Origin of the sequence: Halopseudomonas xinjiangensis (genome assembly GCF_900104945.1) — a bacterium.
GTDB classification, from domain to species: domain Bacteria; phylum Pseudomonadota; class Gammaproteobacteria; order Pseudomonadales; family Pseudomonadaceae; genus Halopseudomonas; species Halopseudomonas xinjiangensis.
On the sequence record NZ_LT629736.1, the window covers coordinates 2,949,091 to 2,962,801 of the forward strand.

The 13,711-nt window shown below is 62.9% G+C and carries 15 protein-coding genes; 6 read left to right on the forward strand and 9 right to left on the reverse strand.

All coding sequences use genetic code 11. From position 1 onward, the window contains the following. Positions 1 to 9: 9 nt before the first annotated feature. From BLT85_RS13810 to BLT85_RS13820, 3 genes are all read right to left on the reverse strand, one after another. Positions 10 to 801, reverse strand: coding sequence for a thiazole synthase (locus tag BLT85_RS13810; RefSeq protein WP_093395848.1), 792 nt, complete (start codon positions 799 to 801; stop codon positions 10 to 12). 17 nt (positions 802 to 818) lie between these two features. After that, entirely contained in the window at positions 819 to 1,019 is a 201-nt protein-coding gene (thiS, locus tag BLT85_RS13815) for a sulfur carrier protein ThiS (protein WP_093395851.1), read from the reverse strand. A 79-nt stretch (positions 1,020 to 1,098) separates the two neighbouring features. Beyond that, positions 1,099 to 1,473 (reverse strand): DUF423 domain-containing protein, encoded by a 375-nt coding sequence (locus tag BLT85_RS13820; RefSeq protein WP_093395854.1) that lies wholly within the window; start codon positions 1,471 to 1,473, stop codon positions 1,099 to 1,101. Positions 1,474 to 1,524: 51 nt separating this feature from the next. Here BLT85_RS13820 and mtgA point away from each other — a divergent pair, with 51 nt between their 5' ends. After that, positions 1,525 to 2,271, forward strand: a complete 747-nt coding sequence (gene mtgA, locus BLT85_RS13825; RefSeq protein ID WP_093395857.1) for a monofunctional biosynthetic peptidoglycan transglycosylase — start codon at positions 1,525 to 1,527, stop codon at positions 2,269 to 2,271. An 8-nt stretch (positions 2,272 to 2,279) separates the two neighbouring features. Here mtgA and BLT85_RS13830 read toward each other — a convergent pair whose 3' ends face one another. The 5 genes from BLT85_RS13830 to ftsY all read right to left on the reverse strand — a co-directional run bounded on the left by BLT85_RS13830 (position 2,280) and on the right by ftsY (position 6,907). Then, positions 2,280 to 2,879 carry a hypothetical protein gene (locus BLT85_RS13830; RefSeq protein WP_093395860.1) on the reverse strand — a complete coding sequence of 200 codons (600 nt, stop codon included), beginning with the start codon at positions 2,877 to 2,879 and terminating at the stop codon, positions 2,280 to 2,282. Between the two features lie 74 nt (positions 2,880 to 2,953). Then, positions 2,954 to 3,820: an RNA polymerase sigma factor RpoH gene (rpoH, locus tag BLT85_RS13835; RefSeq protein ID WP_093395863.1), complete on the reverse strand. Its 867-nt coding sequence runs from the start codon at positions 3,818 to 3,820 to the stop codon at positions 2,954 to 2,956. Between the two features lie 127 nt (positions 3,821 to 3,947). Then, positions 3,948 to 4,952, reverse strand: coding sequence for a permease-like cell division protein FtsX (gene ftsX / locus BLT85_RS13840; RefSeq protein WP_093395867.1), 1,005 nt, complete (start codon positions 4,950 to 4,952; stop codon positions 3,948 to 3,950). Further along, on the reverse strand, positions 4,949 to 5,617 hold the full coding sequence (gene ftsE / locus BLT85_RS13845) for a cell division ATP-binding protein FtsE (RefSeq protein WP_093395869.1): 669 nt from the start codon (positions 5,615 to 5,617) through the stop codon (positions 4,949 to 4,951). Before ftsE ends, ftsX begins: the two co-directional genes overlap by 4 nt. 3 nt (positions 5,618 to 5,620) lie before the next feature. Further along, positions 5,621 to 6,907: a signal recognition particle-docking protein FtsY gene (ftsY, locus tag BLT85_RS13850; protein ID WP_093395871.1), complete on the reverse strand. Its 1,287-nt coding sequence runs from the start codon at positions 6,905 to 6,907 to the stop codon at positions 5,621 to 5,623. A 112-nt stretch (positions 6,908 to 7,019) separates the two neighbouring features. On the opposite strand from ftsY, the gene BLT85_RS13855 reads away from it, so the two are divergent. From BLT85_RS13855 to BLT85_RS13870, 4 genes are read left to right on the forward strand one after another with little or no spacing between them, the layout of a single operon-like run. Then, complete coding sequence (locus BLT85_RS13855) at positions 7,020 to 8,384, forward strand: M16 family metallopeptidase (RefSeq protein WP_093395874.1); 1,365 nt, start codon at positions 7,020 to 7,022, stop codon at positions 8,382 to 8,384. Next, positions 8,377 to 9,960: a M16 family metallopeptidase gene (locus BLT85_RS13860; RefSeq protein ID WP_093395877.1), complete on the forward strand. Its 1,584-nt coding sequence runs from the start codon at positions 8,377 to 8,379 to the stop codon at positions 9,958 to 9,960. Before BLT85_RS13855 ends, BLT85_RS13860 begins: the two co-directional genes overlap by 8 nt. Next, positions 9,957 to 10,535, forward strand: coding sequence for a 16S rRNA (guanine(966)-N(2))-methyltransferase RsmD (gene rsmD / locus BLT85_RS13865; RefSeq protein WP_093395880.1), 579 nt, complete (start codon positions 9,957 to 9,959; stop codon positions 10,533 to 10,535). The genes BLT85_RS13860 and rsmD overlap by 4 nt, the downstream gene beginning before the upstream one ends. Further along, positions 10,535 to 11,557, forward strand: coding sequence for a hydrolase (locus tag BLT85_RS13870; RefSeq protein ID WP_093397788.1), 1,023 nt, complete (start codon positions 10,535 to 10,537; stop codon positions 11,555 to 11,557). The genes rsmD and BLT85_RS13870 overlap by 1 nt, the downstream gene beginning before the upstream one ends. On the opposite strand, the gene BLT85_RS13875 is transcribed toward BLT85_RS13870, so the two are convergent. After that, positions 11,529 to 12,170 (reverse strand): TetR/AcrR family transcriptional regulator, encoded by a 642-nt coding sequence (locus BLT85_RS13875; protein ID WP_093395883.1) that lies wholly within the window; start codon positions 12,168 to 12,170, stop codon positions 11,529 to 11,531. The two genes, BLT85_RS13870 and BLT85_RS13875, sit on opposite strands and share 29 nt — an antisense overlap. A 95-nt stretch (positions 12,171 to 12,265) precedes the next feature. Here BLT85_RS13875 and BLT85_RS13880 point away from each other — a divergent pair, with 95 nt between their 5' ends. After that, positions 12,266 to 13,708: a coniferyl aldehyde dehydrogenase gene (locus BLT85_RS13880; protein WP_093395885.1), complete on the forward strand. Its 1,443-nt coding sequence runs from the start codon at positions 12,266 to 12,268 to the stop codon at positions 13,706 to 13,708. Positions 13,709 to 13,711: the final 3 nt, after the last annotated feature.

Sequence of the window (13,711 nt, forward strand, 5' to 3'; positions counted from 1 at the left end):
GTTGCTCGGTCAGAAAAAGGTACCGGCCAGCGGCGAAGACGCGCTGGCGTAGAGTTTGCGCGGCATACGACCGGCGAGGAAGGCGCCACGTCCGGCGAGCACTGCATGCTTCATCGCTTCGGCCATCAACACCGGCTGCTGGGCATGGGCAATCGCAGTGTTCATCAACACGCCGGCGCAGCCCAGCTCCATGGCGATTGCCGCGTCAGAGGCGGTCCCAACGCCGGCATCGACGAGCACCGGGACCGTGGCTTCCTCAAGAATAATCCGCAGGTTGTATGGGTTGCAGATGCCCAGACCCGAACCGATCAGCCCGGCCAGCGGCATCACTGCGACGCAGCCGATCTCGGCCAACTGGCGCGCGATAATGGGGTCGTCACTGGTGTAGACCATGACATCGAAACCGTCCTTGACCAGCACTTCGGCGGCCTTGATGGTTTCCAGCACATTGGGAAACAGCGTCTTCTGATCCGCCAATACTTCCAGCTTGACCAGTTTGTGACCGTCGAGCAGTTCCCGCGCCAGGCGGCAAGTGCGCACCGCATCCTCGGCGGTGTAGCAGCCGGCCGTGTTGGGCAGAATGGTATAGCGGTCCGGTGGGACGACGTCGAGCAGGTTGGGCTCGCCGGGATTCTGGCCAATATTGGTTCGGCGGATCGCTACCGTGACGATCTCGGCGCCGGAGGCTTCGATAGCCTGGCGGGTTTCTTCGAGATCCTTGTACTTGCCGGTGCCGACCAGCAAGCGCGAACGATAGCGTACGCCGGCAATTTCCAGCGCGTCCTGGGTCAGGTCAGTCATGGTGTGCTCCGCTTGGGCTAGCCGCCGCCGATGGCGTGGACGATTTCCACCCGGTCGCCCTCGGCCAGGCGCGTCTCGGCAAACTGGCTGCGCGGCACGATATCGAGATTCAGTTCGATGGCCAGGCGCTTGCCAGTGAGCCCCAGTCGCTCGACCAGATCGGTCAGAGTGGTAGATGGTTCGACAGAATAGGCTTCGCCGTTCAGCTGAATCTGCATGCTGCACTCGAGGACGGATGGGAAAGACGACATGATACCGCTATTCGCCGGCCCTGCCGAGGGCAAGCGCGGCAATGGTTCAGCTCAAGCGCCAGGCACCCGCCCCGAAGCAGATCCAGGCGATCAGAAACAGCACACCCCCAATCGGCGTGACCATACCCAGCTTGCCCAGGCCGCTGAGCGCCAACGTATACAGGCTGCCAGAGAACAGCAGGATGCCCAGTGCAAAGAGAACGCCTGCGGCCTTGAGCAGCGTATTGTCCGGGCTGCGCAACAGCAGCAAGGCAACGCCGATCAGCGCCGCGGTGTGCCACAGCTGGTACTGAACGCCGGTCTGGAAAGCCGTCAGCAGATTGTCCGGCAACCGATTGCGCAATCCGTGCGCGGCGAATGCGCCCAGACCGACCCCAGTGAACCCGCTTAACGAAGCGAGCAAAAGCAATATCTTGGCCACCCTGAAACCCCCCGGTCTATACTGCGGGCCTATCCCGCACCTAGTGAATGCATGATCAAACGTATACTCGCCAAGGCAGCCAAATGGCTGCTCATCGTCATGGCCCTGAGCCTGGTTCCGGTCATCATACTGCGCTGGGTCCCTACGCCGGGCTCCATGCTGATGATCGAACGCTGGGCCGAGGCGCGTGGCAACGGCGGGCTCGACATTCGCCATGACTGGATTGCCTACGACAGGATACCCGACAACATGAAAATGGCGGTGATCGCCGCCGAAGATCAGCGCTTTGCCGAGCATTTCGGCTTCGATCTCAAGGCGATTCGCGCCGCCATCGAACACAATCGCCAGGGCGGCAGTGTCCGTGGTGCCAGCACGCTCACCCAGCAGGTGGCGAAGAATCAGTTCCTCTGGTCGGGCCGCAGCTGGCTGCGCAAGGGTGTAGAGGCCTGGTTCACCCTATGGATAGAGATTCTCTGGCCAAAGCAGCGCATTCTGGAACTGTATCTGAATCTGGCCGAATGGGACGAAGGCGTGTTCGGCGTCGAGGCGGCCGCCCGGCATCACTTCGGCGTCAGCGCCAGCGTGCTCTCGAACCGGCAGGCCGCGCAGCTTGCCGCGGTGCTGCCGAGTCCGCTGCGCTGGAGTGCCAGCCGCCCGCCGGCGCACGTGCAGCAGCGCGTCAACTGGATTCAGCGCCAGTCGCGCCAACTCGGCGGTCGGCATTATCTCGATCAGATGGAGTCAGGCCGCGAGCTGCCTGACTGGATGAGCGTGGCTTACTGGCGTGACCGTATCTGAGCGGTCGATCAGGACTCGTCGCGCAGTCCGAACATGATCGAAAACGCCTCTTCCTCACCCACCGCGACAACCGCGCCGGCCCGAGGGTAGACCCAGGCTTCGCCTTCGCTGACCGGCATGCGCACATCGGGACTACCGAAGGTGCCCTCGATCCTGTTCAGTTCCAGCGGCTCGACCGGAATCATGCTCATCCGCAGAATCTGCCGGTCTCCCAGGGCTTCTCCCACCGCGGGAGATACCGGCTGGTCGCGAATACCCGGCTCCCACGCCTGCGCCTCGACCAGGCTTTCCATTTCCTCGGCACCCAGACCGATCACCGCCTGTGCCTGCCACAGCCGATCGTCGCTTTCCAGGTTGTAGCGGCTGACCAGAGCCGGTTCCCCATCCGCACTGATCATCCACAGGTGACCACGACCGAGCGCCTGATCAGCCTGCAGGAGTGTGAGGCTGCGATCTTGTATCGGCTGCCAGAGTGACTCCCGATAGGTCTCGTACCAGGCTAGCGGCTCGGGCGCGTCACGCCGCGCCAGCCAGTCGCCGAACAGGAAAAACGCCAGGACCACAGCGCTGAAAATGGTGACGAGGCGAACGCCCGTGCGTGGACTCATTGTTATTCTCCGTAGGTGGCGTATCGGCGCAATAAAAAGGGCACCCTGAGGTGCCCTGCATTGACTGCCGCTGATCAGGCCTCGACTTCGACCTCTAGGTTCTTCTTCAGTTTGTTCATGGCGTTCTTTTCCAGCTGGCGGATACGCTCGGCAGATACCTGGTATTTCGCCGCGAGCTCGTGCAGCGTCGCCTTCTCTTCGGCCAGCCAGCGCTGGTAGAGAATGTCGCGACTGCGCTCGTCGAGCTGCTCCAGCCCCTGCTGTAGCAGGTTGACCGAGCTATCGGACCAGTCAGCCGACTCCAGCTGCGTTGCCGGGTCGTAGCGCTTGTCCTCGAGGTAATGCACCGGCGCGTAGGCGGCGCTGTCATCGTCGTCGTCCTGGGCGCCATCGAAGCCCAGATCCTGACCGTACAATCGACTTTCCATCTCACGTACTTCGCGCGCCGCGACGCCAAGATCGCCAGCTACCGCGTTGACCTCGTCATGCGACAGCCAGGTCAGTTTCTTCTTGGCGCTGCGCAGATTGAAGAACAGCTTGCGCTGGGCCTTGGTGGTGGCGATCTTGACGATACGCCAGTTGCGCAGGATGAACTCGTGGATCTCCGCACGGATCCAGTGCACGGCGAACGACACCAGTCGCACGCCCATTTCGGGGTTGAAGCGCTTGACCGCCTTCATCAGGCCGACGTTGCCTTCCTGGACCAGGTCAGACTGTGCCAGACCATAACCCGAGTAGCTGCGGGCAATGTGCACCACGAAACGCAGGTGCGACATGACCAGTTGGCGGGCCGCCTCAAGATCCTGTTGGTAGTACAAACGATCAGCCAGCTCCCGCTCTTCCTCGACACTCAGGACGGGAATGCTGCTTACGGTCTGCACATAGGCTTCCAGGTTCGCACCGGGAACCAGGCTATGTATGGGCTGCAAAGCAGTGCTCATGTTTGAACTCCGAGAGAAGTTGACGGCTCAGTTTATCACCGGCATATAAGACTGTGAATGGCGTCGCAAGTTCAAGCCCAAGCCAGGTTTCATGCGGCTTCGCTGGCAGTTCGGGCTGGCTGGCCGGTCACTGCGGCTCGATATCGCGAATGTGCCGACCGACCGCCAGCCAGGCGCCGACCAGACCCAGCAGCATCGCCCCGCCAACCAGCGTCAGCCCGTCCTCGAGCGGCACACCATCAAGGGCAAAGTCGCTGCGATACAGAGCGGCGACGTCACGTACGGCGATGTTCAGCCAGGCCAGCCCGGCTGCTAACAGCAGCCATGCCAGCAAACCGGCGAGCAGGCCATACATTACGCCCACGTAAAGAAACGGACGACGGACGAAGGCATCGGTTCCCCCGACCAGCTTGATGACCTGAATTTCTTCCCGACGGCTTTCGATCGCCAGACGAATCGTGTTGGCCATCACCAGCAGCAACGCCAGAATCAGCAGCAGAGCCAGGCCACCGGTGAAGCGCTCGATCATACCAAGGATCGCGCTCAGCCGTTCCACCCATTCCAGGTCGATCTGTACCGTATTGACGCCGTCGAAGCCGGCGAGGCGATCGCGCAGAGGAGCGAGCGCGGTCGCACCGCCGTCGATACTGTGCGGGGTAACCAGAATCACCGAGGGCAGCGGATTGTAGGCCAGCTGATCGAGTGCGTCGCCCAGCCCGGAATGCTGCTGGAATTCGGCGAGGGCCAGCTCCTTGTCGAGCAGCTGAGCCTCGGCGACTTCATCGAGCTGAAGAATCTCGTCGCGCAGTTCGCGGCCCTGCGCGGCGACAACATCATCATCGAGATAGACCGAGAGCTGCGCGGCGCGCTGCCAATCGACCCCCAGCCGTTCGACCTGATCGATCAGTACCGCAAGGCCCATCGGCAAGGCAAGCACGATGGTCATGACCAGTACCGTCAGCGCGCTGCTGTAGGGCTGCTGGCGAATACGCGCGAGCGCCTGGCGCGCGCTATCTCGATGACTGCCGAGCCAACCACGAAGCGGCTGCCGCCAGTCCTGACCGGAGCGCGCGGCGCCGGCCGGGCGTGAGCGCTTGTCGGTCGGTTTGCGGTCAGGCTGGCGCGCGCTCATGGCTGATCCCCGTCATGCAGCAGCCGCCCCTCACCGAGGGTCAGCATGCGATGATCGAGCCGAGCGATCAGGGACAGGTCGTGACTGGCGATGAGCACCGTCACACCCACCCGGTTGAAATCCTCGAACAGCTCCATGATCTCCGCCGACAACGCCGGGTCCAGGTTACCGGTAGGCTCGTCGGCCAGCAGTAGCGCGGGCTTGTGCACCACGGCGCGGGCAATACCGACACGCTGCTGCTCCCCACCCGACAGCGCGATGGGGTAGACGTTTTCCTTGCTCAGGAGCCCCACCTTGTCCAGCGCAGCGCGTACCCGCCGGCCGATTTCGTCGCGCGGCGTGCCGTTGATGATCAGCGGCAGCGCGACGTTGTCGAACACCGTGCGGTCGAACAGCAACTGGTGGTTCTGGAATACCACGCCGATCTGTCGGCGCAGGTAAGGGATATCGTCGCTACTGAGCTGGCGCAGATCCTGCCCGCCGACATGCACCTGGCCGGAGCTCGGCCTTTCCATGCACATGATCAGCTTCAGCAACGTACTCTTCCCTGCACCGGAGTGACCGGTGATGAACACCATCTCGCCGGTACGGATATGGAAATTGAGGTTTTCGAGACCCTTGTGGCCGTTGGGGTAGCGCTTGCTGACCTGCTCGAAGCGAATCATCGATCACTCGCGTCCAAACAAGGCCTTCACGAATTCCGGCGCGGTAAACGGGCGCAGGTCATCGATCTTTTCGCCGACGCCGATATAGCGAATCGGCAGTCCGAACTGCTTGGCCAAGGCAAAGATGACGCCACCCTTGGCGGTGCCATCGAGCTTGGTCAGTACCAGACCGGTCAGGTCCACAGCCTCGTTGAACAGGCGCGTCTGGCTGATGGCGTTCTGACCGGTACCGGCATCCAGGACCAGCAGCACTTCATGGGGCGCATCCGGATCGAGCTTGGCCATGACCCGCTTGACCTTCTTCAGCTCGTCCATCAGATGATCCTTGTTGTGCAGACGTCCGGCGGTATCGGCGATCAGCACGTCCATGCCACGCGACTTGGCGGCCTGCAAGGCATCGAAGGTCACCGAGGCCGAGTCGGCACCGGTGTGCTGGGCGACTACCGGGATGCGGTTTCTGTCGCCCCAGACCTGCAACTGTTCCACCGCGGCGGCGCGAAAGGTATCCCCGGCGGCGAGCATGACCTGCTTGCCCTCGCCCTGGAGGCGCTTGGCCAGTTTGCCGATGGTAGTGGTCTTGCCCACTCCGTTGACGCCCACCACGAGAATCACGAACGGCTTCTTGTCCGCCGGGATTTCGAGTGGCTTGGCGACGTCTGCCAACAGCTTCTCCAGCTCTCGCTGCAAAGCCGCATACAGCGCCTTGCGATTGGAAACCTCGCGGCGGCGTACGCTCTGCTGCAACGTTTCCATGATCATGGTGGTGGCTTCGATGCCGACATCCGCCATCAACAGACGTGTTTCCATGTCTTCGAGCAGTTCGTCGTCGATTTCCTTCTCGCCAAGGAACATGTTGGCCATGCCCTCACCCAGATTCGCGCTGGTCTTCGACAGACCGGCGCGCATCCGCGCGAGGAATCCCTTCGGCTCTTGCGCAGGCGCTGGTTCGGGGGCGGGCTCGGCCTGGCCCAGCTCGCCGAACAGCGATTGGGCCACTTCGCGTGCGGCCTGATCGGGTTGAGCGGGGCGTGGTTCGGGCGCAGCGGCCGGCACTGGACCAGTAGGCTCGCTGGGCTGGGGCTGGTTGGGCTGGGGCTGGCTAGTGACAACCGGCGCATCGACCACCTGCTCAGGCTCAACCGCGGGCGTGGGCTGGCGGGCTTCAGGGGCCTCGTCCTGAGCCGGAGCCGTATCGTCCTGGCGCCGGCGGCCCCAGCCGAATAGCCCGCGCTTGGCCGGCTTTTGTTCGTCGTCTGCGCCGCGATTGGATTTGTCTTTGGAACCAAACATGAACAATCACTATCGATTCGGGGCGGCCGCACTTGGCTGCCGCGTTGAAGGTTGGGTTATCCTACCCCACTTCCGCCGCCGGCGGTACGAAGTCGTTTTCAAGGATCCAAGCATGCTGCGGCCTATCTTGACGATTTTCCTGGCTTTTTTGGCACCGGCCGTGATCGGCGCCACTACCGAGCTGGAACAACAACAGCAAACCCATGAATTCACCCTGGACAACGGCCTGAAGGTGATCGTCCGCGAAGACCACCGCGCGCCCGTGGTGGTATCCCAGCTCTGGTACAAGGTCGGCAGCAGTTACGAGCCACCGGGCAAGACCGGGATGTCCCACGCGCTGGAACACATGATGTTCAAAGGCAGCGAGCGACTCGGGCCGGGGCAGGCTTCGCGCATCCTCAACAGTCTGGGCGCGCAGGAGAATGCTTTCACCAGCCGCGACTATACCGCCTACTATCAGGTGCTCAATCGCGATCAGCTGGCTGTGGCGCTGGAGCTTGAGGCCGAGCGCATGCGCAACCTGACCCTGCCGGAAGACGAGGTCATGCGCGAAATGGAGGTGATCAAGGAAGAGCGACGCCTGCGCACCGAGGACAATCCCAACGCCCTGGCCTTCGAACGTTTTCTGACCCAGGCGCATTTCGCAAGTCCGTACGCTCAGCCGGTCATCGGCTGGATGCACGATCTCGATCGACTGACCGTCGCAGACCTGCGGCAGTGGTACGACATCTATTACCAGCCCGGCAATGCGATTCTGGTCATCGTGGGGGACGTCGAAATCGACGAAGTCCGCACGATGGTTCAACGCTATTTCGGGCCGATCCCGGCCGGTACCGCGCCGGAAGCCAAGCGCCCCCTGGAACTCCCCGGCGGTGGTGAACGCGAACTGATCCTCCACCTCGACGTCCGCCTGCCGACCCTGATGATGGGCTTCAACGTGCCGAGCCTGACTACCGTGAGCCAGCCATGGGAGTCGCATGCCTTGCGCCTGCTCGAAGCGGTGCTCGATGGTGGTTTCAGCGCCCGGCTACCGAGCCGGCTGGAACGTGGCGAAGCCGTCGCCACATCGGTCTCCGCCAGCTACGATGCCTTCGCTCGAGGCGACACCCTGTTCATGCTCAGCGGGATTCCCAACCAGGCCAGGGATGTCTCGCTGGAGCAGCTGGAGGCCGCGCTGTGGGAGCAGATCGAACTGATCAAACAAGAGCCTCCTGCCGAGTCCGAACTGGAGCGGGTCCAGGCGCAGCTGATCGCCGAGCTGGTCTATGACCAGGACGGGATCAGCCAGCAAGCCAACCGAATCGGCCAGCTCGAAGCAGTCGGCCTGCCCTGGACCCTGCTGGACGATGACATCGAGACACTGCAGGCGATTACGCCGGAACAGATCAGCGAGGTTGCCCGCCGCTATCTGGTCCGCGAGCGGCTGACCCGCTCGCACGTACTGCCCGTCCCCGCCGAGGAGAGCGACAATGAGTAACACCACGCATCGTTTCCGCTGGCTTTGGGCGATTGCCCTGCTGGTGGTGCTGCTGGCGGTATTGCTGTTCCAGGCGCGGTCCAACCCGGAAGCAACGACAAATCAGCCTGCCGATGCCAGCCAGGTCGCCGAAACCGACAGCGCAGAGCCATCGCCGGAAGCCGACGGCTCGGTCGAAGAGGCTCTGCCGGTGCTCGACTCGCTACCCAGCTGGGATCAGGACAAGCCACCGGCCAGGCGCAACCTCGATCTGCAGCACTGGACCACCGAACAGGGCACCCGGGTCTATTTCATGCCGGCTGCCGAGCTGCCGATGGTCGACGTTCAATTGCTGTTTTCCGCTGGCGCCAGCCGGGACGACGGCCAGCCCGGCCTGGCCACGCTGACCAATGGCATGCTCGGCGAGGGCACCGAAAACCGCGACGCTGGCGAGATTGCGGCGGGCTTCGAGCGTCTCGGCGCGCAGTTCAGCAACAGCTCCCATCGCGACATGGCGTCGGCCAGCCTGCGCAGCCTGGCGGCGCCCGACAAGCTGGACCCGGCAATCAACCTGTTCGCTGAAGTAGTAACCCGCCCCAGCTTCCCTGCCGATGCCTTCGAGCGCTTGCGCAACCAGCTGCTGGCGAGCCTGCAGTTTCGCCTTCAGCAACCGTCGGCCCTGGCCAGCGAAACCTTCTGGAATGGCCTGTATGGCGATCACCCCTATGGTCACCTACCCCAGGGCACGCCGGAAAGCCTCAGCGCGTTGACGCCGCAGGAGTTGGAAGCCTTCCATCAGCGTTTCTACAGCGCCGGCAATGCGGTTGTGTCGATCGTCGGCGCCATCGATCGCAGGCAGGCCGAGCGCATCGCCCAGCGGCTCGCCGATGCGCTGCCACAAGGTCCTGCGGCGGATCCACTCCCGCCGCCGGAACAGGCGCCCGTGGAAACGGGCCGCAAGCATGTCGAGTTCCATGGCCAGCAGGTGCACATTCTCATGGGACAACTTGGCATCAACCGCGGCGACCCTGATTACGCAGCCCTGTATGTCGCCAACGAAATACTCGGAGGCTCCGGCTTCGGCTCGCGCCTGATGGAAGAAATCCGCGAAAGGCGCGGCCTGTCGTATTCAGTCAGCAGCGGCTTTTCGCCTATGCAGGTTGCCGGTCCGTTCATCATCAGGATGCAGACCCGTGCCGACCAGGCAGAGCTGGCGTTGAGCGTGCTGAACGATTCGTTGCGCAGTTTCATCGAGAACGGGCCGACCGAGGCAGAGCTCAAACGCACCAAGCGTCAGTTGATGGGCGCGTTTCCGCTGAGTACGGCGAGCAACGCGGCGATCGTCGGCCAACTGGGCATGATCGGTTTCTACGACTTGCCGCTGAATCATCTGCAGCTGTTCATGGATCAGGTCCAAGCTCTCACAGTCGAGCAGGTGCGCGACGCATTCGCCCGACACATAAGCCTCGATCAGCAACTGATCGTCACCGTTGGGCCGCCACCGGAACCGGAAGCGGAAACGACGGAAGGCGAAGACGCAGCCCAACAGCCCGGCGAGACATCCGAGCCCGAAGCAACCGAAACGGAGCAGCCATGAGCAGGCGCCCCCAGGCGGCACAAAGCCAGTTGCGAATCATCGGCGGACAATGGCGCAGCCGGCGTTTCGGATTTACCGAGCAGCCCGGGCTGAGGCCGACGCCGGACCGGGTGCGCGAGACATTGTTCAACTGGCTTAGCGGTGAACTCGAGGGCGCCCGATGTCTCGATCCGTTCGCTGGTAGCGGCGCGCTGACGCTCGAGGCTCTGTCACGTGGTGCTGCCTATGCCCTGGCCTGCGATAGCAGTCGCGACGTGGTGCAGACGCTGCGAGGTCACCTGACTACGCTAGGCTGCGAGCATGCCGACATACGCCAGCAGGACGCGCTGGGCCTGCTCGCCACCGCGCCGGAACAGCCGTTCGACGTCGTCTTCCTCGACCCACCGTTTCGCCAGGGACTGCTCGAACCGACCTGCCAGGCCCTTGAAGACCACGGTTGGCTGACCCGTTACGCCTGGATCTACACCGAGAGCGAGGCAGCCCCTGCCACTCTCGCGCATCCAGCGAACTGGCAACTCTACCGGGAAAAACGCGCCGGCCAGGTCTGGTACAGCCTGTGGCGCCGCCAGGGCTGATGCCGTTCCGGCCGGCCGCCTGGCTGCCCGGTGGGCATCTGCAAACCCTGTTCAGCCCGTTTTTCCGTGGCGCGCCGAAGCTGCACCGTGAGCGCCAGCGGTTTTCCCTGGCGGACGGTGACTTTATCGACCTCGACTGGTACGGCCCCGATCAGCCGCACGCCCCCTGTGTCATTCTGCTGCATGGGCTGACCGGCAGCTCCGACTCGCTATACGTACTGGGGCAGCAGCAGGCGCTCGCCCGAATCGGTTGGCGCAGCGTGGCAGTCAACTGGCGAGGTTGTTCGGGCGAGCCCAACCACTTGCCCCGGGGTTACCACTCCGGCGCCAGCGATGATCTCGCCGAGGTGGTGAAGCAGGTTCGCGGCATGGCAGGCCCGCAGCGCTCGCTCGCCGCAGTAGGCTATTCGCTGGGTGCGAATGTTCTGCTCAAGTATCTGGGTGAACGCGGCAGCGCCAGCGACCTTTGCGCTGCGGCGGCGGTCTCGGTGCCCTTTCGGCTGGACCAGTGTGCCGATCGCCTGGGGCAAGGATTTTCACGCGTCTACCAGGCGCGATTCATGCGCGAGATGGTCGCCTACGTAGCCAACAAGCAGCTCGCTTTTGCCCGCAGCGCGCGCGAACAGGAGCATGCGCGCCTGGTGGCCCTCGGCTCACTGGAAGGCATGTCGACGTTCTGGGAGTTCGATGAGCGGGTCACTGCTCCGCTGCACGGTTACGCCAGTGCCGCGGATTACTACAAGCGCTGCAGTAGCCGGTACTTTCTGGGCGACATCGTCACGCCGACGCTGATCGTCCAGAGCAGCGACGATCCCTTCGTCTATCCGCACAGCCTACCGGAGCCGGCTGAGCTGTCCAAGGCGGTCACCTTCGAGTTGCATGCCAGGGGCGGTCACGTCGGATTTGTCGAGGGCTCGCCCTGGCGGCCGCGCTTTTATCTCGAGCGACGCTTGCCGCAATGGTTGGCCGAGCAGATCGGCGCGTCGACCGCGCTCAACGCAGCGGTGAATGATAGGCCTTAAGCAACTCGGCAACGGCCGGACGGGCCTCGTCGGATAGCAACGGCCATTCCTGCGCCAGCACCTGATACACGCCACGACGCAACTGTTCCGGCGTAAGCGCCTGCCCGGACTCGAGCACCGAGGTACAGAGGTAGCTCACCCAGCCGGTCATCAGCAGCCAGCTATTGACCGCCAGCACGTCCGGATCGGTCAACTCATGGTGAAGTATCCCGGCGTCGACCAGCCCCTGATAGATCGCCCGCGCGCCATCCACGCAGCGTCTGGAGAAGGCACGGTAACGCTCCGCCAGTTGGTCGTCGCAGTCGAGCAGATGCTCCAGATCACGCAGCAGGAAGCGGTAATCCCACAAACCGTGGAAAGCTGATTCGAGATAGGCGCTTTTATCGGTCAATGTCAGCGCTCGCCCTTCAGGCACCCTCAGATAATCATCGACCTGTGCTTCATAGCGCGCAAACAGTTCGGCGATGATCTGCTGCTTGTTGCGGAAGTGGTAATAGAGATTGCCTGGCGACATGTCCAGGTGGGCGGCGATGTGATTGGTGGTCACGGCCCGCTCGCCCTGTTCATTGAATAACTGAAGGCTGGCTTGGAGAATGCGCTCGCGGGTTTTCATATCGCCTTGGCTTGGAGTCCGTTTGACACTTTAGAGCATTTGCTCTAACAATACCGGCAACAACAAGAGTCGCCACCGACCTGACCGAGGCCCCCATGGTAGCCGATATCGCTTATCTGCAGGATCAGCAAGCATCTCTTTCCAACATGCGGGAGGTTTTCGGTCGCCAGCGCGCCGCCTTTCGTGGCGCGCCCATGCCTGATGCGGACCAACGCATCCGCCAGCTCAAGGCCCTGAAAGCTGCCTTGCTTGCTCATCAATCCCAGCTTATCGAGGCGATCGACACAGACTTCGGTCGTCGCTCGGCCGATGAAACACGACTCGCCGAAATCCTGCCCGCCATCGAAGGCATCAATTATGCGCTGAAGAACCTGCGTAGCTGGATGAAGCCCTCCCGGCGCCGTGTCGGCATGGCTTTTCAGCCAGGCAAGGCGCGGGTGATCTACCAGCCGCTCGGCGTGGTCGGCATTATCGTTCCCTGGAACTATCCGCTGTATCTGGCCATGGGCCCGCTCACCACCGCCCTGGCTGCTGGCAACCGCGCGATGATCAAGATGAGCGAGTCGACGCCGGCCACGGCTGAAGTGTTCGCCAGCATGCTTGCTACCGTCTTCGAGGATGAGCAGGTCGCAGTGATCACCGGCGAGGCGGAAGTTGGCCAGGCGTTTTCACAGCTGCCGTTCGATCATCTGCTGTTCACCGGAGGAACCGGTATCGGCCGACACGTCATGCGCGCGGCGGCCGACAACCTGACACCGGTCACGCTGGAGCTGGGCGGCAAGTCCCCGGCCATCGTCTCGGCTGATGTGCCCATCAAGGACGCCGCCGAGCGCATCGCCTTCGGCAAGGGCCTTAACGCCGGGCAGACCTGCGTGGCGCCGGATTACGTCCTGTGCCCGGCGGCACGCGTCGATGCGCTCGTCGAGGCTTTGCGCCGCCAGTTCAGTAGCTTCTACCCGACCCTTGCGGACAATCGCGACTACACGCAAATCATCAATCCGCGCCAGTACAAGCGGTTGCTCGACTACCTCGGCGACGCCATCAACCGCGGCGCACGGGTCATCGAGATCAACCCGGCCGGCGAAGATCTGACCCAGACGCGCGTTTTGCCGCCGACCCTGCTGCTCAACGTCAACGATGACATGAAAGTGATGCAGGAAGAGATCTTCGGTCCGCTGCTGCCAATCGTGCCCTACAACAGCCTCAGCGAGGCGCTGGATTACATCGCCGATCGTCCGCGACCGCTGGCGCTGTATTATTTTGGCTATGACAAGGCCGAGCAGCAGCGCTTGATGGAACAAACCCACGCTGGCGGCATGTGCATCAATGACACGGTGTTCCATGTGGCGCAGGACGACATGCCCTTTGGTGGCGTCGGCCCGTCCGGCATGGGGCATTACCACGGCCACGAAGGTTTTCTCACCTTCAGCAAGGCCAAGGGCGTATACATCAAGCAGCGGTACAACGGCGCCCGCCCGATCTACCCGCCCTATGGCGGCGCACTGCTGAAGATGATCTACAAGCTGTTCATAAAATAAGCA